A 23881-nucleotide genomic window follows, 5' to 3' on the forward strand; every position below is an offset into this window, starting at 1 on the left:
TATAAGATATTTAGCCGTTAAAATGTCTAAAAAAATCGTTTTGTAGATAAAAATATTGTATAAAATATTCAAAATGTAAAAAAAGTAAATTGCATAGATAGTCAATATGTGGTAATATATATCTATAATTTACAAATATTTATAATAAATTACACGAATGAATGGGGGCTATAATTTGTTAAAAACGATTAAGAGTAAAATGATTTTCCTGGTATTTATTTTATTGTTCTTTGTTATTGGTCTAGGCTTATATTCTTTAATGGTTCTTCGTAATGTAAATGAAAAATCGGAAATTATCTCAAACCAGATGTTACCCAACATTATAAACACGGAAGAATTAAATACGGCAACTTCTAATTTTCGTAATTTGGAATATGAACATATTATTACCCAGGATAAAAAAGTAAAACAAGAAAAAGAAGATGCCATGGCAGCATTAAAAAAATCCATACAATCAACTCTTGCCAATTATAAGAATACAGCCCAAACACAGGAAGTTAAAGAGTTAATCCAGACGGTAGATAAAAATTGGAACCAATATTTAACCTTGCATGATAAGGTAATCGAATTTAGTTTGAGTTTAAAAACAATCGAAGCCATGCAGATTATGAATGGGGATTCCAAGACATCATATGATGCTGCTTCAGAGGCCTTGCTAAAATTAGTAGAGATTAATAAAAATAAGGCAAATACAGAAAAGGCAGATGGCGATAAACAATATAAATATGCAGTTAAAATCAGTTATCTATTTATTATTATCGGAATTTTGTTCAGTATTATAATTGTGACCATTATTATACGTTCTATTATGAAATCCATCCGTATTTTAATGAGGGAATTGAATCTTCTATCTGATAAAGGCGGAGATCTGACACAGGAAATAAAAGTGCCGTCGAAAGATGAAATCAGCCAGTTAGCCAGCAGTATTAATAAATTTATTTCAAATATTAAATTGATTGTGGCTTCTGTTAATGATAATTCGGAAAGTACGGAGAATATTATTCAACATATTAAGGTAAATATGACAGAACTGAATGAAAGCATCGAGGCAATTTCGGCCACTACGGAACAAATATCGGCTGGTATGGAAGAAACAGCTGCTTCCACGGAAGAAATGACGGCAACCGCACAGGAATTAGTTAAATCCATTCAGTCAATTACAGATAAATCTGCCCAGGGAGCTGTTAAAGTGGGAGAAATAAGCAGCCGTGCTGATGAAGTAAAAGAATATGTAACTGCTGCCCAAAAAGAAACTTATTCCTTGTTATCCGGGACAAAAGGCAAATTGGAGAAATCCATACAGGATTCAAAGGTTGTGGAGAAAATAAGCGTATTATCCAATGCCATTATGCAGATCACAGAGCAAACCAATCTCCTTGCTTTAAATGCTGCTATTGAAGCGGCAAGAGCGGGAGATGCAGGAAAAGGTTTTTCTGTAGTGGCAGAAGAGATCAGAAAATTAGCAGAGGAATCCAAAAATGCGGTGGAAGAAATCCAGAATATAACCAACAAGGTGACTTTGTCAGTTAACAGTCTGTCTGATAATTCCAATAATCTTCTGACATTTATGTCTACCAATATCGAGAAAGATTATAAGATGTTTCTTGATGTTGCTGGGAAATATAGCGAAGATGCCTATTTTGTTGATAATATGGTAACGGATTTTAAAGTGACTTCTCAGATGTTATTATCCTCTATAACTCAGATTATGTCCACGATAGACGGTGTTGCAATCGCCGCAAATGAGGGTTCGGAGGGAACAACAGAGATTGCCCAGAAGGTTGTTGGTATAAACAGTATGTCGTTGGATGTTCTCAATGAAGTAATCAATGCACAGGATAATGCCAACGAATTAAAACAGGAAATATCCAAATTTAAAGTTTAACAGATAAATTAATTACATAAAGAAACAGCTTAAAAAGGCTGCCTGTCTCAATAATTTGAGATGGCAGCCTTTTTTTAAATGAGAATATAACTAATTTATAACTTGACGCATTTTCTTGAAAGGACTAAAATTGTGGTTATTATTACATTGGTTCTACCAATAAGAGAAAATAAATTCTTAGTGTTATTTATTTTAATCAAACACTGAAAATTGAAAGGTATGGTAACGGAAATGAAGTATATGAATCAAGCAGGTATTATTCTGGGCATTACATTTCTGGGTGAAATGATACATAATATAGTACCCCTGCCAATTCCGGCAAGTATTTATGGATTAATTATTATGTTATTTTGTTTGTATTTTAAGTTGGTAAAGGTGGAAAATGTAAAACAGACAGGAGGATTTCTTATTGAAATTATGCCATTGATGTTTATACCTGCGGCAGTAGGCCTTTTAACAACCTGGAAAGATTTAAAATCCATATGGTTTACGATTATAATAATTACAGTAGTAACAACGATCGTTGTTATGGTAGTTACCGGAAAAACGGTTCAGGCCATAATAAATATGGATAAATCTGAAAAGGTTAAAAGAAAATAAATCAAAGAAAGGATGCCATATCTGGATTCTTTTAACCAGTTATAGATATGGCAGTAGCACATTTGCCAGCAGATGTGAATAAAGTGGGTGTAAAAATGAAAGAGTTTCTGACTAATTCCGTATATTTTGGAGTAATTATCAGCATAGCGGGATATATCTTAGGAGTAAAAATCAAAAATAAATTTAAAAGAGGATTATTTAATCCTTTACTTATATCCATCCTCATAGTGATGGCAGCACTTTTATTATTAAGAGTGGATTACGAAAGTTATAATACCAGTGCTAAATATTTAAGTTATTTATTAACGCCTGCCACGGTGTGTCTTGCAATACCGCTGTATCAACAGCTGGAGCTTTTAAAGAAGAATATGAAAGCAGTCATACTTGGAATCCTGGCAGGAATGATGTCCAGTTTAACAAGTGTATTAGTTCTGGCATACCTATTTGGCTTAAGCCATGAACAATATGTTACCTTATTGCCGAAATCCATAACAACAGCCATTGGTATGAGTGTCTCAGAGGAATTAGGAGGAATTACCACAATCACCGTTGCAGTGATTATCATTACCGGAGTACTTGGCAATATTATTGCAGAGATTATTTGTAAAGTGTTTAAAATACATAATCCCATCGCTGTGGGCCTTGCCATCGGTACATCGGCGCATGCCATCGGAACGGCAAAAGCGATGGAAATAGGCGAAATTGAAGGCGCAATGAGCAGTCTGGCTATTGCTGTTTCCGGTATATTGACGGTTATAGGTGCCTCTGTTTTTGCGAGTTTTCTATAATGATAAAGAAATAATATAGAATATAACATGTAAAATTATACCATAATAGCTTTTATTATGGTATACTATTTTTGTTGGCTAAAAATATAGGCCTCTGAATAAAATTAGAAAGGAACCACGAAAGGCTTTTGCAGATAACGAATGTGGTATATCGCAGAAAAAGATTGTGGTATTTTGGATAATAATTATGAATGTAAATCAAATGGAAGAACTTATTGGTAAAATGACATTAGATGAAAAAATAGGCATGATTCATGGTAATCAGTTATTTCAGACTAAGGGTGTAGAAAGACTTGGGATTCCTCCGTTTATCAGTTCCGATGGACCCATGGGATGCAGACTGGATTATCAGCCGGCCAGCTGGCAGGTAATCGGACAAAATTACGATTACACCTCATATCTTCCAAGCAATACAGCACTTGCAGCTACCTGGAATCCGGATATAGCTTATGAGACAGGCAAAATACTTGGCAAAGAGGCAAGGGGACGAGGAAAAGATATGATTCTTGCACCGGGAATTAATATGATGAGAACACCTCTATGCGGCCGTAGTTTTGAATATATGGGAGAAGATCCCCATCTGGCCGCAGAGATGGTTGTGCCTATGATACAAGGTATTCAGGAAAATGATGTAGCGGCCTGTGTAAAACATTTTGCGGTAAACAGTCAGGAAACAAACCGGACAAGCATAAATGCCAAGGTAGATGAAAGAACACTGCAGGAAATCTATTTTCCAGCGTTTAAAGCTGCTGTAAAAAAGGGAAAAGCAGCATCTGTTATGGGAGCATATAATAAACTGAATGGATCTTACTGCTGCCATAATGACTACCTTCTTAACGAAGTGTTAAGAAAAGACTGGGAATTTGACGGATTTGTCATATCTGACTGGGGTGGTGTAAAAGATACTATGGAAGCAGCCTTTAACGGTTTGGATATGGAAATGAGCGTAACGGATAATTTTGATGAGTATTATATGGCAGGACCGTTAAAGAAAATGGTGGAAGAGGGTAAGGTTCCGGAAAGTATCATTGACGATAAGGTTAGAAATATACTTCGGGTTATGAACCGGCTGCATATGCTGGATGGAGAAAGAAAAACAGGTACCTATAATGATGCAGAGGACCGTAGGTCTCTTCGCAAAGCAGCGGAAGAATCTATTGTTCTCTTGAAAAATAAACAGAATATACTGCCTCTTGATGAAAAGAAAATAAAACATATTTTAATTGTTGGTGATAATGGGGACAGAATGCACGCCCTTGGCGGAGGAAGTGCAGAAATTAAAGCACTGTATGAGATTTCGCCGTTACTCGGTATGTCTATGCTCCTTGGAGGTAATGTTACAATTCAATACGAACCCGGTTATTATGCTTCTGTTGTGGGAAATGTATGGGATGAGGGCTGGCAGGCAAACAGCCTGGAGGAAGATTCTGTATCCGGGAACAGGGAAGATGGCAAAGGGACGGAATGGACTGAAAAGAACAGGGAATACAGGCAGCGAGCTCTGAAGGCGGCTAAAGATGCGGATGTGGTTATCTATATCGGAGGATTGAATCATGATTATGATGTAGAGGGTATGGATAGAAGAAACCTTAAGTTACCGTATGGTCAGGATAAGCTGATATTAGATTTGCTTTCGGTCAGGCAGGATCTCATAGTAGTTATGATGACAGGCTCACCGGTAGATATGAGTGTCTGGCTTGATAAAACCGATACCCTGGTGCAGACCTGGTATAACGGTATGGAGGGAGGATATGCCCTGGCAGAAATATTATTTGGAAAAGTGAATCCTTCCGGTAAATTGCCTGAGACTTTCCCTATGGCACTAATTGACACACCCGCCTGTCAATCCGGAATTTCACCGGAAGATAAGGAATTAAATTATACCGAGGGAGTTTTCATCGGATATCGTCATTATGATATCAATCATATAAAACCTGCATTTTCCTTTGGATATGGATTATCCTATACGGATTTTTCTATCACAGACGGAAATGTTGAATTGAAACAATCGGAAGATGGACTAAAGGTTCAGGTTTCAGTGACTGTTACAAATGAAGGTAAACTTCCTGGTGCACAGGTTGTTCAGATCTATACCGGATGTGGTGAAAATTCGCTAAACCCGGCAGTACGGCCAATAAAAGAATTAAAAGGTTTTCAAAAAATAAGCCTTAATCCGGGTGAGAGCGGAAAAGTTACCATCATTCTTGATGGCAGTGCGTTTTCCTCTTATTCCACTAGTGAAAAATGTTTTATTGTAGAACCAGGTAAATACAATATATATATCGCTACTTCCTGTACGGATATCATTGAAACTCATAAAATTTACATCAGTAACAGAATAAAATATAGTAAGTAAGTTTATATGCAGACCTAAGCGGAAAGTTTCATACGGTTAAAGCTGCCTGAATTTTACGAATATCATAAAACAACTTAGATACATGACAACGAGGTCAAAAATGAAAAAAATAAAAGAAAATTATAATTACACCATCTATGCGGCTTATCTGGGGTATATTACCCAGGCTATTATTGTAAATTTTGCTCCTTTATTATTTATTATGTTCCATAAAAGTTATCATATTAGTCTGGATAAAATTGCATTACTGGTAACCTTGAATTTTGTAACTCAATTAACTGTTGATTTTTGCTCAATCATGTGGATTGATAAAATCGGTTATCGTGTATCAGTGGTTGCCGCACATATTTTTGCGGCAATCGGGCTGATCGGTTTAGCTGTGTTACCGAATATATTACCGGATGCTTACAGCGGAATTCTGATAGCTACTATATTTTATGCCATTGGGGGAGGATTAATCGAGGTTTTGGTAAGCCCCATTGTGGAGGCATGCCCTACGGAGAAAAAAGAAGCTGCTATGAGTTTACTCCATTCCTTTTATTGCTGGGGGCAGGTATTCGTAGTAATAGTAAGTACGATTTTCTTCGCATTATTTGGACTGAAGAACTGGAAAATATTAGCGTTTTTATGGGCGCTGATTCCTTTGTTTAACTGTTTCTTTTTTAGCAGGGTTCCAATCAAGGTGCTGGTTGAAGAAGGAGAGAGTATGAGTATCAAACAACTCCTCAGCAATAAAATTTTCTGGCTGTTGGCATTGCTGATGATGAGTGCGGGAGCATCGGAACTTGGTATGAGTCAGTGGGCTTCTGCTTTCGCCGAGTCGGGACTGGGTGTATCTAAAACGATAGGCGATCTGGCAGGTCCCTGCGCTTTTGCGGTTTTTATGGGAAGCTCAAGGTTATTTTTTGGTAAATATAGTGAAAAAATCAATCTGAAAAGATTTATGTTTATCAGTGGAGTGTTATGTATCATTAGTTATTTACTGGCAGCTCTATCTGTAAATCCGATACTTGCTTTAGTCGGATGTTCCCTTTGCGGCCTTTCTGTTGGTATCATGTGGCCGGGCAGTTTAAGCCTAGCTTCTAAAGCTTTAAAAAGAGGAGGAACCGCACTATTTGCATTTCTTGCATTGGCAGGAGATATGGGCTGCTCTATAGGACCGGGTTTGGTTGGAATTGTTTCAGAGAAGGCAGGTGATAATCTGCAGAGGGGGTTACTTGCTGCTGCAATATTTCCGTTCATATTAATCCTTGGACTTATATTTAACAGCAAATTCACTAAAGTTACGGATGTATCGTTAATAGATTAGGAGATTTATATATGATAATAAGACAGGCAAAACCGTCTGAAAGAGAAGAATTATTTCGGGAAGCGTATAAAGAATGGAGTAAAAACAGGACTTTTGAACAATACAAAGCAGATAACAGCAAAGAAGATAAATATGGCATAAGGTATGTGGCAGAAGAAAATGGACATATCGTAAGTTCTTTAATTATGCTTAAATTTAAGGAACTGTTTGGCTGTAAAGTTTATGGTTTTGGTTCTGTTTTGACACCCACAGAGTATGCCGGTAACGGTTATGCCACAAAGCTTTTAAAATACTGTATCGACAATGTTAATACGGAAGACAGTTTGATTCTTTTATATTCGGAAATCAATCCTGCATTTTATGCAAGATTGGGATTTAGGAGTTTGCCTGTCCATTTACAAAAGGATAAGAAAGCAGTCTGTATGGTTTTATGTGCTGATTCAACATGGAAGAAATTGGAAAACACATCCATAGACCGGATACCGGATTACTTTTAGAATCAGGACATGGAGTTTGTGACACTTCCATGTCCTTAAGTAGCCTAAGAATGATAAAATGGTTTAAAGTAAATTTTCCATGCGGTGGCGATATTCCCTCCAGACATTTTCAAACCAGACATCAGGGCAGGGAATTTCCCGTACAGGTACATACTCGGATTGATAGTGGTTTCCGCTTTTCTGCGTTAATAAAATCATGTTGGAGCTAAGGGGCTTAAAGGGTTCAAAGGTAAAGTCAGGCAGGTAACGGTCAAGAGTTTCGCCTCCATTCTTTAAAACAAGGGAGGAGCCTATTGAGCCTGTAGTTTTTGCCGCTTTCTCCATGGCAGATAGTATTGCAATCTGGGTAATAAAAATATCGCGGGTTTTTAAAAGTTCAGGAAGTTTATTCATATCGGTTAATTTTGTATTAATATAAAAAGAATCCACTATTTCCTGTAGTTCTTTTAACAGAGCCATAAATTTTTCCCTGTTCCGGACGTGAGCAGCGAAAAGGCTCATCTTTTTTTTGATCTCATTTTTTTTATCAATAATCGAAAAGGCTGTATCAGTGTTGTTAACCATATATTTTATATGGTTTATCAAAGCTTTTGTTTCGGAGGCAGCCGTAATTTCAAAGCCTTCCGAGTTAAAAATATCTGCCTTCGTTGTGTATGCAATATGCTGTGCGGCGCGCATGGAACCTACCTGAGCCGAATTAAGCGCACTTCCGCCGGGGCGTCGTACACCAAAGGTTCCGGCTGCTTCTCCTGCTGCATACAGGCCTTTTATATTCGTTTCCCAATTGCTGTCTACTGCCAGCCCGCCATTATGATGTTGTGCACATACCGAAATCTCCAGAGGTTCTTTACTTAAATCAATGCCGTGGGTTAAATATAAATCAATTGCCAGAGGATTCATCTTTTTAAGGCGTTCAATTGGTTTCGGTAATAAGGAAAGGGAATTGGACAGATAGGTAACCGCCTCCTGTCCCAGTTTATGAAACCCATCCTTAAGACAGGTTGGATCATTGCGAAAGTCCATATATACACGGCGGCCGAGGACTACGGTCTCATAATAAACGATCATATCAATTTTGGAGGAAGTTCTGATATTTTCAATAGAAAATGGCCATTCATAACCTTTCAGGAATTCCATATCAAGTGCCTTAAAAGGATCATCAAAATAATCAGGTAAAAATTCTCTCTCATATCCATCCTGATCAACAGATATGTATCTGGGTAATACCTGCTGATAGGTACCTGAGACATTCCAACGGAATTTAGTGGATGCCAGACCATATTGCCACTGATCCAGATTTGCTCCTTTTACCCCTGCTTCCAGGGCTATGCCGCTCATTCCGGTCTGACTGCGTGGATAGACTGAGTTCAGGTAACATCCGGCCGGTCCGCCTGTTGCAAGAATAACATGCCTGGCTTTTACAAGAGTGATACCCATGGAGGAAGTGTTGATTGCATTCTGGTTCAGACAAATTAAACCCTCAATATGATTATTCCACACCAGCAGCTTTATTGCCATATAGCGGTTTAAAATTCGGATTCCTTTTTGCCTGACCGAACGTTCCAGGCATTCAGTCATATATTTACTGGTCAGAGGTCCCGCACTGGTTGCCCTTTGACGGGGATCATGATCGGTTTTGTATCCTGCATATTCACCATATTCATTAGTAGGAAACGGTACCTTTAAATTGGCCAGTTTGATAAAGCAGCGGACAGAATTGGCAGCTTCTGCCAGTGCATTATCCCCATTAACATAACCGCCGGAAAATAAATCTGAAGCCATCTGTCTGACACTGTCGGCTTCATCTGACGCCAGAGATAATTTATAATAAGTCTGCTTATCACTTCCGGTATTACGGCTGGTACCCATGTTGATCCCCTCAGTTAGAACGGCAATATCTTTCCGCTCCAAATCATAAAGCCAGTCTGCCGCATTAAAACCCGCACAGCCGCTTCCTATGATAGCGGTATCAAGAGAAATAACAGGAATATGGATTCCGTCAATGGATAAGATTGTATCTTTCATTTTAACACCCATTGCGTAACACATCTGTTTACAGATGTGTTACTGCCACAAATAAAAGTATGAAAGAATCAATATGTGGCATTCCTTTCAGTTATTATATTTTGGACTTCTGGTATAGTCAAAGCCTGCGTATGTGGAAGCCGCCGTCCGCATTCAGAACCTGACCGGTTGCAAAATCAAGATTTCCGCTTTCAATTGCAAGAACACAATCGGCCACATCTTGCGGTAAACCGAATCTCTTAATAGGTGTAATTCCATCTGCTATGAGAGTTTCATATTTACTTTTTACTCCGGCAGTCATATCGGTCAGAATGATTCCGGGACGGATTTCAAACACGGGAATACCATACTCTGCCAGCCGGTCGGCGAAAAGAGATGTCACCATTGAGATTCCCGCTTTACTTATGCAATATTCACCCCGGTTGGTAGAAGAAGTATAAGATGAAATGGATGCAATGTTAATAATACGGGGGGTATAATTTATAAGTTCTTTCTTTTTTAATTCAATCATTTCATTTGCAACGGCCTGGCACATAAAAAAGGTACCTTTTAAATTAGTATCCATAACAAAATCATAATTTTCTTCTGTAGTTTTAAGAAGATCCATACGTTTACGAGGGGCGGTGCCCGCATTATTAACAAACACGTCCAAACGTCCGTAACGATCCAGGATAGTATGGACAAAATGCAACCGTTCACTGCTGCTTTTGATATCACATCGTATATAACTTACTTCGGTTTCTAATTTACGTAAACTTTCTAATACTTCTTCAGTTTCCTGTTCCATTGCAGTTCCCGATATGATTATCCGATAACCTTTTCTGGCCAGTGCAGTTGCGATTGCAAGGCCGATACCCCTGCGGGAACCGGTTACTGCCGCTACTTTTTCCATCATATTAATACCTGTTTATTCCTTTCTGAATTCTATTTCAACTCTATACCGTTTGTTTTAATTAAAAGGGTTTAATGGTCCTTTTCAATTTTCATTACATCCCGTTTATAAATCGGAAGATAAACCTCACTGTCTCGAATAACACATCCTGCGGTACTGCCTGCCCGCATAAGCTGAGAACATTTACTGCAGGTGATGCAGCATTTATTTCCGTCTAAATGGCTGTACTTAAGTATGTCCTTAGCAAAATCGGGATAAGCGAAAGCCTCCCGGCCAAAACCAGCAATATCGGCTTGGCCGGTTTTTAACATACCCGCAGCTAGATTTAGTGAAAATTGTCTCAGATAAGAGGTGCCGGAACTGATAACCGTAAGCTGGGGTAGAGATTGCTTTATTTCACCTATACAGCTGCACATTCTTGCAACTCCCTCAAGCGGATGCTCCTCCGGTTCATAGGGTCCGACATCAAAAGGACGGTTTACATGAGGGTTAGCATAAGGATTCCCCAGTGTTAAATTAAGAAGTTGTACACCGTTTTCCTCATAGAGAAGTCTGACCAACTCCATAGATTCAGACATATCAGGAATTAAACCGCCGTCTTTTTGTACACCAAAGCCATACGGATAAGGGAAACCGTCATAGATGTTCAAACGGGAGGTTACAACAAATGAAGAAGAAACTGCTGATTTTGCTGCCGCTATGGATTCTCTTAAGAGGCGGGTACGGTTTAGAAAACTTCCGCCGTAACTACCTGCCCTATTATAAGCGGACAGTAATTCAGAGATAAGATACCGGTGGCAGGCTTTTATATCCACTCCGTCAAACCCGACCTCCTTGACGAGCTTGGCAAAAGCCGCATATTGTTCGGTAAGATTTTTCAGATAATCATCCGATACAATACAGGATTCATCCAGTGGGTGTTCTTTCTCAAGAACCGGGTTTTGGTATGCTATCACCGGGGATGGGGTTCCGTTTGGTTTCGAATATCTTCCCGAATGGGTTGCCTGCATGATTAAGAGCGGTTCAAAACCATTTTCTTTTAAGGAGGTTTCCCGTATAGTTTCTATCAGGGATTTGAAAGAATCCCGATTTTTTTCAGTGAGCATAAGCTGTCTGGGATTTGCCCGTCCTTCGGGGACTACTGCGACTGCCTCCACCCATATTATTCCAGCTCCGCTTTCCGCAAATCGTTTATAACGGCGAGTGGTAAGGGTATCAGGCCGTCCGTCCGCGGTTCCGTCGCAGCCCTCCATAGGTTGTATTGCTAAACGGTTATTGATTTTGTATCCATTAATATGAATAGGCTGATTTAACACTTCTGTATTCGAAGAAAGAGGAAGATCTATTTTCAGCTCTTTTGCCTTTTCCTTTACTTCTTTTAAGGAAGAGTAGTGAAATTTTTCATGTTGCACTTATATCACCTCGTTTATGTTATTTTGTTTATAATGATAGAGATTGAACTTTCAAGTCAGCCTCTAAATAGCGGGGAAATCAAGCCGGCTGGTATGATTTTGCCAGAGTCTTGACAAATTATTTTGTGAAACCTTTTTGATACTCGCACCATATAATAATTATAACATCCATATAAAGTTTCACATCCGGAAATCATGCGGTAAAATATGCGTTTTTTGCACAATACCTTGTAAGAATATCCCAGCATGTAAATAATGTGATAAAATGAAGTAAGCAAGAAACGTATGACATTGTTAAGGAACCCAAAACTGTTAGAAAATCACAAAATGTGCAAAGAAAGAGAGAAAAAGATGACAGGATTAACATCAGTAACATTTCGCCAGAAAAAAGCAGAAGAAATTGTTGTCTTAGCGGCGGCGTCCGGACTTGATGGCATAGAGTGGGGAGGAGATATCCATGTGCCTGCGGGAGACAGGGAGGCAGCGAGAAATGCAGCTTATTTGACGCAGTCGGCAGGATTAAAAGTATTATCCTACGGCAGTTATTACCGGTTAAATCAGAAGGAGGATTTTACTCAAGTGCTTGAGACTGCCTATGAATTGGGAGCACCTAATATACGTATCTGGGCAGGTGAACTTTCACCGAAGAATGCAGACCGGACAGTCTATTTAAATGCGGAAAAAGAACTTTGCTTGCTATGTACTAAGGCGCAAAACTACGGAATACAGGTAAGTTTAGAATATCATCGGAATACACTCACAGAAACTGCCGAAAGTACATTAAAACTTATTAAACTTGCATCCTGTAAAAACCTTCGCTGCTATTGGCAGCCGAATCCAGATATCTCACATAAGGAGAATTTAAGGGAACTTCTTATGGTAAAACCATACCTGTCTAATATACATACATTTCACTGGAAAGACAATAATATCCGCTATCCCCTCATAGAGGGGCATTCCGAATGGCTTGATTATATCCGTATAGCAGATCTGAAACCGGATATCAGTGCCTATATCCTGGAGTTTGTAAAGGATGACAGGATAGATAATTTTAGGGAAGATGCAAAAGAACTTATAGAACTTCTTTCCTAAGTTTAAATTTCTTCCTGTATTGAAGGGGAGAACAGTCCTGGTTCTCCCTGAAAATCCGTATAAAGTGATTGATATCCTGATACCCTGCTCCGCTGCAGACATCGGATATAGGAAGTTCGGTGTTTCGTAATAATTTTTTTGCTTCATTTAAACGGTATAAAGTAAGATATTGTTTAAAGCCATAGCCTGTCAGTTCTTTAAATACACGGGATAAGTAATACTTACTGATAAAATATTTCTTGGCCATTTCTTCCAGGGTAATCTTATTTTTATAATCCAGTGCAATGTCTTTCTGCAATGAAAGTACAATTTGAACAGTTAATTTATCTCTTTTATGAGGAAAAACGGAACTGTTGCCTCGATATAATTCCAACAGAATCTCAGCGGTATACATAGCTGTCCGCATCTCCCAAAAAGCCTTTTTTTGTGCACATTCCAGAACCGCTTTATCAAAACAGACGGTAAGCTTGTCGGCTAGCTCCTGTTCCAGAGGAATCACATGGTCAAATTTTTCCGGCCTTTGCATTAATAAAGAAAGCAGGATTGGTTCGGATATCACAAGCAGACTTAATTCCGCGGTGATGTTCAGGACATACCGACAATAGGGCACCTCTTTGATAGATAATTCATGTTCTTCCAAATCGCTTATTACAACGAGAGAATTAGCTTCTGCAATTTTTTTTGCACCATTGATTATAAACTCAGCGCTTCCGTTCCTTACAAGAATCAGCTCATGATTACAATGAAAATGATGACCTAGACGACCTCTGTTAAAACTTTTCTCATAATAGGCATCAACTGATGTTAAAGATTTTAAGTGTTTGATTTCTTCCATATTTTATTTCACCTCATATTGTAAATTGGCTCCGCCATTTTCCAGGAGAAACCCCATATTTTCTTTTAAAGGCTTTGTAGAAAGTATTAACGGAATTAAACCCAACCAGAGCAGGAATTTCGTTAATATCCACGCTGCTTCGCAAGAGTTCCTCAACTTTTGCAAAACGGAGCTGTTCAATGAATTCACCAAGACTTTTACCCGTAAGACTTTTTATGATAGTAAATACATATTTCTCAGATATATAAAATTTATCACCGATTGTCATAGCGCATAGTTTACTGTCGGTGTAATTGTTTTTAATAAAATTGATTATTTCCTCTTTCTGTTTCAAATCTTCTTCACATTGATGCGTCGTTTTATGACTGCATAAATCAATACAAGGCTTATAAAAGGAAGAAAACAGTTCCACAACACCCATATCTTTGGAATACTCAGGCAGTTCAATAACCTCATCTGCATTCAGTATATCATAGGAGGCGCTTTCCAGTGTGTTACGCATTACATAAAAGGATTGGCAGATATCAGTTTCTGTTAGGAGACAGGGCTTAGAGAGGTTTCTTATAAGCAGATTAAAGTCTTCTTCTACATATAACGGATCTCCAATCAACAAAATCTCGTACAATCTCTGTGCGGTTTTATTTCCTAAAAACATATTGTTACGGTTCTTTTTCCTGTCAAACCAGGTATGTACCGGTTCTTTTATATGGGACAGTCGTAAGGCATCCTGTGCATTGGTGCTGCTAACAACAACTTGTTTTATTCCGTAAGCTATGGTTCCGATTCCGGTTATGATTTCTACACCGCAGGATTCCTGTATGGAAGCGGTCACTTTATTAAAATATTGGGAGAAAGCTCCGGGATCGCTTCTGCTTTCTTCGGGGAGATTGAAAATAATACTTATTTTAGGAATTTCCCCACTGTAAAAATACATGGGAAAATTGATCTCTTTTGATAGAAGCTCACGCAACAGTGCATTTATCTTAGTAGTGGTATCCAGTTCCTTACCTGACTGTGGGGCTTGTTCGATTTTAAGAAGACATACCAGAAAATAATCACTGTTAAACTGAAACACAGCTTTACATTTTTCTTCATCTTCACGGGTAAGGATTTTACCGTTTAACATCCGGTCCAGGAGATTATTGTATATAGAATTACTCATAAGTCTTAATTCTTCTTCGTAACGTTTGCTTTTGTTGTCTAAAGATAATATGATTTCAGAAATATAGCGGTATTCATTTCGTTCACCGGTGGGAAAGGTTATAACTTTCTGTATGGATTCTATCATCTTTTTAACCGGAAAGTATTGATAATAAGCCAGTACTATGGAGGCCAAAATACAAATTACAAGAATAAGTACAGAGTATAAAACAATAAAGTAGTATACGGAGCTTACTTTCTCCTTAAAATAACTATCAGGAATACCAATAACGGCTCTTATCCCATTCTCTGTATTCTCTGCTTTCATAACTGTATAAGATTTGCCGTTTACCGTTAGTGTATTAATATCCTGAGGAAGAGTAAGGGCTTTGCCGGAATAATTTTTATTAAGGGCAATCATACCACTTCGGTCCGTGAGATAGATAAAACTATTATCTATTAGTTCATTCGTACCGAAGTTTAAAAAGAAGTCGTCATAAGCCAACATAAATACAGTTACACTTGTTACTTTAAAAGTTGCCTGGCTCAGGGACGGCACTGCGATATGGATCGTATTTTGCATTGCCTGGTTGGTACGGGGTACAAAAGTCCAGTTAGCCTGACCATTATGTATAAATTTAAAAGGCTTTTGAGTGTTAAAAACCATTTCAATCCATTTTTTTTCAGAAATCCCCTCTATTTTATAATAGTCATTGTATATCTGCGATCTGTCTGCACTTGTTAACGACTTGGAGAGAAATAGGTTATTATTCTTAAACAGGGTATAAGCGTTTTTTACCATATTGTCAGAGGATAATACATTTACCATAAAATTCTGTGCTTTCATCAGTGACATGTAATCTCTAGGCCCCATTGACCCCTGTATTATAGAAAGCCTAGCAGTATCTTGTTCGCGGGAGATTGCATCCGCAATATTAACCAGATTATTTAATATTCCGTTTGTTCTGGTGAGCCCGGTTTCAAATCCTCTGTATGCTTCATGAATTGCATTTTCTTTAGTTGAATTCAATGCAACAGCATAGATAGGGATAAAAGCCAAAGATATTACACAGGAAAATATTAAATATTTAGACAGGTACCGAAAGAATCTTTTGTGATTACTCTTTCCTTTGACATCTCGTGAAAATAAACATAATTTCATGATTTCTCCCCCATAAAAGCTCAATAGTTTATGGCATATTATATAATAATACGTGAGACATGACAATGATTTTCAAACAATTTCTCTAATATCCAATGAAATCTCTAACTGTATTCCAATGTTTTTCTGATAATCAAATTTACAGCTTTTTCAAATTATAATACCATGGAACTGTCACATCACAACATTTTTGAAAGGAGTTTTATGAAATGAAGAAAACACGAAAAGCATTGAAAAGAAAGGCGGTTTGCTTCCTGCTTATATCCTCTATGCTAATGCTGCCGGGATGCGGTTCAACCAAAGCCACACAGTCAGCGGGGGATAATAAAGCAGGGGGATCTGTGAGAGAAAAAGAGGCAGTCAGTATTGATACCGGTAACATGAATGCTAAGGGTACGGTTCCTATTTTAAAAAATAAGGTAACTCTAAAGATTTTACTGAATCAGGATACCAATATTGAGGACTTTGAAACCAATGATTATACGAAAAAACTGGAAGAGGCCGTGAATGTGGATTTAAATTTTGAATTTCTTCCGGCAGGGACAGAGGGGGACCAAAAACTTGCAGTTATGATCGCATCCGACAGTGAATTGCCGGATATGATCTGCAGAGGACTTACAGATCTTCAGACTTACACTTATGGTTCCCAGGGATACCTGCTCCCTTTAAATGAGATGACGGATCAGATCTCTGTCTATTTAAAGAAATATCTGGAGAGTGAAGACGGGCAGAAATATAAACAGTATATCAATTCACCGGACGGAAATATGTATGCATTCCCCAGAATAGTAGAAGATTTGGGCAATGACTGGGATAACAGATTGTGGATAAATAAAACCTGGCTGGATAAATTGGGACTTAAAAAACCTGTAACCACGGATGAATATTATGAAGTTTTAAAACACTTCAGGGATGATGATCCTAACGGTAACGGGAAGGCCGATGAGATTCCTTTATTGGGTGATAAAGACGGATGGAACCAGAATATCTGGCCTGTCCTAATGAATGCTTTTACTTATTCCAATAAGAATTACGATTATATGCAGGTTGAGAAAGGTAAACTGCAGGTAGCCTACACACAAGATGCCTGGAGAGATGGCCTTAAATATATGCATAAATTAAGTGATGAGGGACTGCTTTCTCCTTTAACATTTACACAGGATCAGAACCAGTTTAAACAAATCATTGAGAATAAGGATATACAGCTTGTGGGTGCCATGACGGCCGGTTCCATGTCTGTTTACCAGGTGGATTCAAAGAGAAAAGAAGATATGAGCCATTTAGCTCCGTTAACCGGCCCGGATGGTGTCTGCTACACAAGTTATAATGCCAGCGGTATTCCTACATATGCCGGTTTTATAACAAAAGATTGCAAAGACCCGGCTGCTGCCTACATGGTTTTTGATTATATGTACCAGACGGATATGATTTATCAGGGAAGGTTTGGAATTAAGGATGTGGACTGGAAAGATCCGGACCCATCAAAACCCGGCCTTTATGAATCCTTGGGTTATGAGAAAAAGGTAGAATATATCAATCCTATCTGGGGTACTTTACAGAATCATCAATGGGGTGAAGTACATCCGACAGCAAGAACATATGATATGATCTGCGGCCAGGTATGGAATGGCAATCCATATGATTCACAATATATGACTTCCCAGGCCGTACCGGAATATATCAATAAAATACCGGATGAAACAGTACAAAGAATACTTTACCTGCCGGAGGAAGCGGATGAGATAGCAGATATAAAATCTACACTGGGTACTTATAGGGACGAAGCCGCCGCCGCTTTCATTACGGGCACAAGGCCGCTGTCCGATTGGGATAAATACATACAGGAACTAAACGATATCGGCTTACAGAAATACCTGGAGGTCTCCCAGAAAGCATATGACAGGATGTTGTCAAATAAGTAATAAATGATTTTCCATACAAAATGCCCTGCAGTCAAAAAAGCTCAGGAATTTTTATTGATTGCAGGGTATATTCTGGGAACGATAGGATTTAGCAATTAACATAAATACATGATATTACGAAAGGATATGCAATGAATGAAAAATATAAGCATAGATTCAGCACGAAATCCTGTTCATAGCAAAAATAACTTAACAAAAAGAATATTGGGGAGATGGCAGCTTTATGTGTTTCTTATAATTCCTGTCATTTATATTATTTTATTTAATTATGTACCTATGTTAGGAATACAGCTTGCTTTTAAGAAATTTAATGCAAGGCTCGGTATATGGGGCAGTCCCTGGGTGGGATTTGATCAGTTTATTAAGTTTTTTACTTCTTATCAATTTGTCAGGGTTATTAAAAATACGCTGACCTTATCCTTCTACGGACTTCTGGCGGGATTCCCCCTGCCAATTATTTTAGCTCTGGTACTTAATTCAATTCGAAGTGAGCGGTATAAGAAATTTATTCAGACAGTTACTTATCTGCCTTATTTTATTTCCCTTGTAGTTATGGTTGGTATACTGACCCAGATGCTCAACCCGCGTATCGGTATGATTGCAAATATATACAGCTTTATAAGCGGCAACGAAGCACCGGATATGATGTCCAATCCCAGCGCTTTTCCGCACATTTACGTATTGTCCGGCGTATGGCAATCCATAGGGTATAATTCTATTATTTATATTGCAGCACTCTCCGGAGTAGATCCAGAACTCCACGAAGCAGCGGAAGTGGATGGTGCCAGCCGTTTTAAACGGGTCATTCATGTTGATTTACCCACTATATTGCCGACAGCCGCAATTATGCTTATTTTAAATGCCGGACAGATCATGAATATCGGCTTCGATAAAGCTTATCTTATGCAGAATCCTTTGAATCTTTCTGCCAGTGAGGTGATATCGACCTATGTATATAAAGTCGGTATCGCAAGTTCAACCAACGACTTTTCCTATGCAACAGCTATTGATTTTTTTAATTCCAGTATCAATATGGTATTAATAACCGTTGTTAATTTCATCAGTAAAAAGCTTGGCGGCAATAGCCTGTTCTAGAAAGGAGTTTTAGGTTTGAAAACACAGACATTATTTTATAAAAATAGAAGAAAAAGTAAAATAAGACTATCGCCAGATGACAAAATTTATTATACAATTATATATATCTTTCTGGTATTGTTATTGATTATTGTATTATATCCCTTGATTTATATCGTTTCGGCTTCTTTCTCTTCACCCTATGCCGTAAGTTCCGGTCAGGTCTTGCTGTTTCCGGTGGATTTTAGCCTTGAGGGATATTTAGCTGTTTTTAAAAATCCGGATGTATTTACAGGATATCGGAATACCATTATTTATACGGTTCTGGGAACATTTATCAATATTGGAATCACGATGATTTTAGCTTATCCATTGTCCAGAAAAGATCTTCCGGGACGTCAATTTTTTATGTTCCTCTTTGCTTTTACCATGATTTTCAGAGGAGGTATGGTTCCGCTGTATATGCAGATTAAAAATCTTCATTTGATTGACAGTTTGTGGGCAATGGTACTTCCTGGAGCACTTTCTGTTTATAATATGATAATTGCAAGGACGTTTATCCAGTCCAGCATTCCTGACGAGCTATTGGAGGCCTCCAGGATAGACGGATGCAGCGATACAAGATATTTTTTCAGTATCCTCCTGCCTCTTTCGAAAGCACTGATTGCAGTACTGGTTTTATTTTATGCAATCGGCCATTGGAATTCCTATTTTAACGGATTCCTTTATTTAAATACCAAAGATAAGTTCCCGCTTCAGATTGTATTGAAACAGATTCTTATTGCCAATTCCATAGATACCAATCTGGTGGTGGATCCCGAAGTGGCGGCGGCAAAACAGGGAATGGCCGAACTGTTAAAGTATTCCCTTATCATAGTGTCCACAGTACCTATTATGTGTTTGTATCCATTGGTGCAGAAATATTTCGTGAAAGGTGTTATGATAGGTTCAATAAAAGGATAATGAGGTGAAACATGATGTTTAATGCTGTTTTTGCAGGAGAAAAGGATGGTTACCAGTTAAAGAGAGTTTATAACGCAAAGACCAGAGAGAAGCTGGATAGTAAATTAAATTTTTTAGATTCAATAATTACATATGGAAATTTCAAGACTCATAAAAAGGACCTGGAGTCAGTAGAATATCTCTTTTCTACCTGGGGAATGCCTTGCTTTGATGAAAAAGAAATAAAGGAATATTTTCCTGCTTTAAGGGCTGTATTTTATGCGGCAGGTTCTGTTCAAGGGTTTGCCAGGCCTTTCTTTGAGTGCGGCATCAGGGTATTTTGTGCTGCTGCAATCAATGCCATTCCCGTTGCCGAATTTACTTCCGCGCAGATTCTCCTTGCCAACAAAGGTTATTATCAGGGAATAGTTAAATATAAAAGCAAAGGATGGCAGGCTGCAAATGAATATTGTAACAGTTTTCCGGGAAACTATGGCGGCAAAATAGGAATTCTGGGTGCAGGTAGAATCGGCAAAGAAGTAATAAAGCTGATAAAGCCGTATCACTATCAGATTTATGTATTTGATCCATTTTTAAGCAAAGAAGAGGCGGATATTTTAGGTGTTAAATTAATGGATCTGACAGAAATCTTTAAAGAATGCCCGGTGATTACCAATCATCTTGCCAATAACAGCGACACGGTCGGAATTCTGGATTATAAACTGTTTTCCATGATGAAAGATAATGGAACCTTTATTAATACAGGACGTGGAGCACAAGTGGTGGAAGCCGGTTTAATACAGGCGATGAAAGAAAAACCGAATCGTACAGCTCTTCTGGATGTAACCTTCCCTGAACCGCCAATTGCTTTTGATGAGCTTTATAGCATGGATAATGTATTTCTATCACCACATATTGCAGGCTCCTCCGGTGATGAGGTAGAGAGAATGGGTAATTGTATGTACGAAGAATTTCTGGCGTTTTCGGAAGCACGTAATCTACAATATGAGGTTACTGTTACTATGTTAGAAACCATGGCATAATTATGCTTTAAGCGAAGTTACTTTTAAAAGGATGTTTACTTGATAAAATCAGTTCGTTCCTCTTTATTTTATACTGATTTTATCAAGTAATAAGTTTAGCGGTAAAGCTTTAAGTCAGTAATTAAAATCAATCGTTACAAAAGCTTCTATGAGTTTATTACCGGGTTCGATCGGTGTTACAAAAGTACGTTCCCGGGAGAGAGTGTTTTGGGAGTAGGGTATTGGCGGAGTACTGTTTTCAATAATATGTACCGGAAAAGGATTCAGAGGAAGCCCTAATAGTTCAGCTAACGATTTGGCTTTATCCATGGCACTCATTACAGCCAGGTTCAGTGCCTGCTGGTAATAAGCTCCTAACTCCGAGACCTCAAAAGAGATAAATTCTACAATATTGGCTCCATTGGCTACGGCAGTATCAATTACCATTCCTACCTGTTCCATATTATCAAGTCTGATTTCCAGAATATTACGGACGGCATAACCTTTATCAACTTGCGTACCATTTTCATAATCATACCGTTTTTCAATAACATATTGATATGTTTTTAGGTCTGCAATTCCAAGCCGTTTTAAAACGTGGAGAACGGATTGGCTTAACTGTGCATTCTCCGCCTGGATTGCCATTAAGTTATCGCCGGTTGTTTCTACTCCAAGACGGATCACTGCAATATCCGGTACAGCGGTAATCTCACCCTGGCCGGTTAATGTCATGGTTTTATATCTCAGATGACTTTCTGTATTAAATCTAGACATAAAGGATCCTCTAAAAATATGCTTATATAAGTATATGAAACAGGATTACGGTTAAATGTTATATTTATAAATTTTATAACAGTATAACCATATCCTCCGGTAAAGCCAAAATCTCCGAACATAAGATATCACGGAAATCAATCTGTTTCTTTTCGGTAATTTCTAAATCAATATTGCTGTTTAAATGCGTACCGCTTATATTCATGCGGTATATTCCTTTTTGGATAAATGCCCTTATATCTTTAGCCTTAACAATGGTAAACGTTTCTTTATACAGAATAAATCCATTGGATATATAAAATAATTTAATCCCCCCGGGATATGGAATTTTTAAAAGGATATTTCTGTTTAACAGATTTTCATAAGCACTGATACCGTGTTTTATGTATTTTAGACCATTAATAATATCCCGGTACATGGAAGCTGTTTCATATTTGAAAAATGAGGCTGCTTCCGTCATTTTTAATTCCAATTCTGAAAGAAATAAGTCAAACTTGAGAGAATCAGTTAACAAATCAAGTAGATTCTTTCTATTTTCTTCAAATTCGTCTATGGTTAGAGAAAGCGGAATTAAATGATAATCAAATAAATAAGTTTGACTGCTTTTTTTTATAGGATATATATTTTTAAACGAATTAATAATATCCAATAAGGTATATCTGCTGCGAAAGGGGCCGAAGGAAGCTTCTTTTCGTTCAGCTACTACAGTTAACGGATTGTAAGAGTTATTTTCTGCAACTTTTAAGTAAACATATCTCTGGTCATTTTTCATTTGTGCATTAAAGTAAGGTTTTATGGTTTTAATCAATTCACATTCCAGTAGTCTGGCTTCTAAGTGGGTATCGGTAACGATATATTCCACATCCTGAATAAAGCAAATCATTTTTTTTACTTTTTCCCATTTGGGCGATTTCATAAAATAAGATCTAACCCTGTTTTTTAAACACTTACTTTTACCTATGTATATAATATTACCGCTTCCATCGTAAAATTTATATATACCCGGAAGTGCAGGAAGGTTATTTAGTTTTTCTTTTAATTCATTTGTGATATCTGGCAATATTGTCACCTTTTTCCATATTATTTCTTCTAATTTCTTTAATTCTATATTATAATGAAATCCATAAAGTTACAATATGGGAATAACAGTAACAAAAAATTAAATTTAAAGCAATACTTGAGTTCATCATTCAAGCATTGATTGCTTTTCATTTTGCCAAATAATGCTAAAATAAAAACACAAGTTACCGGTAAACTTGGCAGGTTACTCGCAAATGAATATTAAAAATAAGAAAATAAAGGAGAGACTTATATGTTTAATACCAGTAATGTGGGAAAAAAGATAGCACGGCTTCGTAAAGAAAAAAATATGACTCAAATGGAATTGGCAGATAGATTAAGCGTCAGTTATCAGGCTGTCAGTAACTGGGAGAGAGGAAATTCCATGCCGGATATTTCGAAATTACCGGAACTGGTGGAATTATTAGGGTGTAGTATAGACAGTCTTTTATCTGAAAAAAAAGAAAGTGTATTGGTGGAGCATGTTATAAAGGGAGATGCAGCCCAGTTTGTAAAAGAAGAGAGAGTATCAGTGGAAACTCTGGCTGCTGCAGCACCTGTATTAAAACCGAGCCAGACAGAAAGTCTTATGGATACGGTAATCCGTGATAACGAAGAACTTCTTAATACAAAAGATTTATTAAGTATTGCACCTTTTGTCAGTGAAGACTTCTTAGAGCATTGGGTGAAAAAAATTGATGTTGTTAACAATATTAACGATTTAGTTAAACTCGCTCCTTATTTAGAGGAAGATCTCTTAGTCTGTCTGGCAGAAAAGATCACTGAAGAAGTAAATATATCCCAAATAGTTGGTTTGGCACCACATTTAAGCGAGGAAACTTTGGATAAATTAGTGATTAAAACAGTAAAAGCAGGTAACGGGAAGATGAAAGACATCGTTGGTTTGGCACCTTATTTAAGTGAAGAAACTTTGGACAAGGTTGTTATGAGCGCCTTAGACAATGGAACGATAGAGGAATGTACGGGTCTTTATCCATTTTTGGAAGAAAATACCTTACATAAGCTGGCTGATAAACTAATAAAAAAGTATGGTTTTAATGCCATTAAAGGTCTGGCACCTTTTCTTTAAATTAA

19 protein-coding genes are annotated in these 23881 nt (G+C 37.7%); 12 read left to right on the top strand and 7 right to left on the bottom strand.

Annotation, left to right across the window (positions count from 1 at the left end):
- The first annotated feature begins 175 nt into the window (after window positions 1-175).
- The 6 genes from RBU59_RS22005 (at window position 176) to RBU59_RS22030 (ending at window position 7435) form a co-directional block, all read left to right on the top strand.
- Window positions 176-1885 (top strand): methyl-accepting chemotaxis protein, encoded by a 1710-nt coding sequence (locus RBU59_RS22005; protein ID WP_308144623.1) that lies wholly within the window; start codon window positions 176-178, stop codon window positions 1883-1885.
- 240 nt (window positions 1886-2125) lie between these two features.
- A complete protein-coding gene (locus RBU59_RS22010; protein ID WP_308144624.1) occupies window positions 2126-2485 on the top strand; it encodes a CidA/LrgA family protein in 360 nt (119 codons plus the stop codon).
- Window positions 2486-2580: 95 nt separating this feature from the next.
- A complete protein-coding gene (locus RBU59_RS22015; protein WP_308148623.1) occupies window positions 2581-3273 on the top strand; it encodes an LrgB family protein in 693 nt (230 codons plus the stop codon).
- 187 nt (window positions 3274-3460) lie between these two features.
- Window positions 3461-5629, top strand: coding sequence for a beta-glucosidase family protein (locus RBU59_RS22020; RefSeq protein WP_308144625.1), 2169 nt, complete (start codon window positions 3461-3463; stop codon window positions 5627-5629).
- Between the two features lie 100 nt (window positions 5630-5729).
- Window positions 5730-6938: an MFS transporter gene (locus RBU59_RS22025; RefSeq protein ID WP_308144626.1), complete on the top strand. Its 1209-nt coding sequence runs from the start codon at window positions 5730-5732 to the stop codon at window positions 6936-6938.
- Between the two features lie 11 nt (window positions 6939-6949).
- Entirely contained in the window at window positions 6950-7435 is a 486-nt protein-coding gene (locus RBU59_RS22030) for a GNAT family N-acetyltransferase (RefSeq protein WP_308144627.1), read from the top strand.
- Between the two features lie 63 nt (window positions 7436-7498).
- Here RBU59_RS22030 and RBU59_RS22035 read toward each other — a convergent pair whose 3' ends face one another.
- From RBU59_RS22035 to RBU59_RS22045, 3 genes are all read right to left on the bottom strand, one after another.
- Window positions 7499-9460, bottom strand: coding sequence for an FAD-binding protein (locus tag RBU59_RS22035; protein WP_308144628.1), 1962 nt, complete (start codon window positions 9458-9460; stop codon window positions 7499-7501).
- Between the two features lie 118 nt (window positions 9461-9578).
- On the bottom strand, window positions 9579-10355 hold the full coding sequence (locus RBU59_RS22040) for a 3-ketoacyl-ACP reductase (RefSeq protein ID WP_308144629.1): 777 nt from the start codon (window positions 10353-10355) through the stop codon (window positions 9579-9581).
- A gap of 68 nt (window positions 10356-10423) precedes the next feature.
- Entirely contained in the window at window positions 10424-11764 is a 1341-nt protein-coding gene (locus RBU59_RS22045; protein WP_308144630.1) for an oxidoreductase, read from the bottom strand.
- 351 nt (window positions 11765-12115) lie between these two features.
- Between RBU59_RS22045 and RBU59_RS22050 the strand changes: the two genes are divergently transcribed.
- Complete coding sequence (locus RBU59_RS22050) at window positions 12116-12856, top strand: sugar phosphate isomerase/epimerase family protein (protein ID WP_308144631.1); 741 nt, start codon at window positions 12116-12118, stop codon at window positions 12854-12856.
- Here the strand turns inward: RBU59_RS22050 and RBU59_RS22055 are convergent.
- Together RBU59_RS22055 and RBU59_RS22060 are read right to left on the bottom strand one after the other, a co-directional pair.
- A complete protein-coding gene (locus RBU59_RS22055; RefSeq protein ID WP_308144632.1) occupies window positions 12837-13691 on the bottom strand; it encodes an AraC family transcriptional regulator in 855 nt (284 codons plus the stop codon). The genes RBU59_RS22050 and RBU59_RS22055 overlap by 20 nt on opposite strands.
- A 13-nt stretch (window positions 13692-13704) precedes the next feature.
- A complete protein-coding gene (locus RBU59_RS22060) occupies window positions 13705-15993 on the bottom strand; it encodes a helix-turn-helix domain-containing protein (RefSeq protein WP_308144633.1) in 2289 nt (762 codons plus the stop codon).
- Between the two features lie 209 nt (window positions 15994-16202).
- Here RBU59_RS22060 and RBU59_RS22065 point away from each other — a divergent pair, with 209 nt between their 5' ends.
- The 4 genes from RBU59_RS22065 to RBU59_RS22080 all read left to right on the top strand — a co-directional run bounded on the left by RBU59_RS22065 (window position 16203) and on the right by RBU59_RS22080 (window position 20974).
- Window positions 16203-17915 (top strand): extracellular solute-binding protein, encoded by a 1713-nt coding sequence (locus tag RBU59_RS22065; RefSeq protein WP_308144634.1) that lies wholly within the window; start codon window positions 16203-16205, stop codon window positions 17913-17915.
- Window positions 17916-18050: 135 nt separating this feature from the next.
- The gene (locus RBU59_RS22070; RefSeq protein WP_308144635.1) at window positions 18051-19010 is read left to right on the top strand and encodes an ABC transporter permease; all 960 of its coding nucleotides are present in this window, start codon (window positions 18051-18053) and stop codon (window positions 19008-19010) included.
- 15 nt (window positions 19011-19025) lie between these two features.
- A complete protein-coding gene (locus RBU59_RS22075) occupies window positions 19026-19952 on the top strand; it encodes a carbohydrate ABC transporter permease (RefSeq protein WP_308144636.1) in 927 nt (308 codons plus the stop codon).
- An 11-nt stretch (window positions 19953-19963) separates the two neighbouring features.
- Window positions 19964-20974 carry a hydroxyacid dehydrogenase gene (locus RBU59_RS22080; RefSeq protein WP_308144637.1) on the top strand — a complete coding sequence of 337 codons (1011 nt, stop codon included), beginning with the start codon at window positions 19964-19966 and terminating at the stop codon, window positions 20972-20974.
- Between the two features lie 114 nt (window positions 20975-21088).
- Here the strand turns inward: RBU59_RS22080 and RBU59_RS22085 are convergent, their stop codons facing one another.
- A complete protein-coding gene (locus tag RBU59_RS22085) occupies window positions 21089-21727 on the bottom strand; it encodes an SIMPL domain-containing protein (RefSeq protein WP_308144638.1) in 639 nt (212 codons plus the stop codon).
- A gap of 73 nt (window positions 21728-21800) precedes the next feature.
- Window positions 21801-22787 (bottom strand): GIY-YIG nuclease family protein, encoded by a 987-nt coding sequence (locus tag RBU59_RS22090; protein WP_308144639.1) that lies wholly within the window; start codon window positions 22785-22787, stop codon window positions 21801-21803.
- A 252-nt stretch (window positions 22788-23039) separates the two neighbouring features.
- On the opposite strand from RBU59_RS22090, the gene RBU59_RS22095 reads away from it, so the two are divergent.
- Window positions 23040-23876 carry a helix-turn-helix domain-containing protein gene (locus RBU59_RS22095; protein ID WP_308144640.1) on the top strand — a complete coding sequence of 279 codons (837 nt, stop codon included), beginning with the start codon at window positions 23040-23042 and terminating at the stop codon, window positions 23874-23876.
- Window positions 23877-23881 lie beyond the last annotated feature (5 nt).

Origin of the sequence: Anaerocolumna sp. MB42-C2, assembly GCF_030913705.1 — a bacterium.
Lineage (GTDB): Bacteria > Bacillota > Clostridia > Lachnospirales > Lachnospiraceae > Anaerocolumna.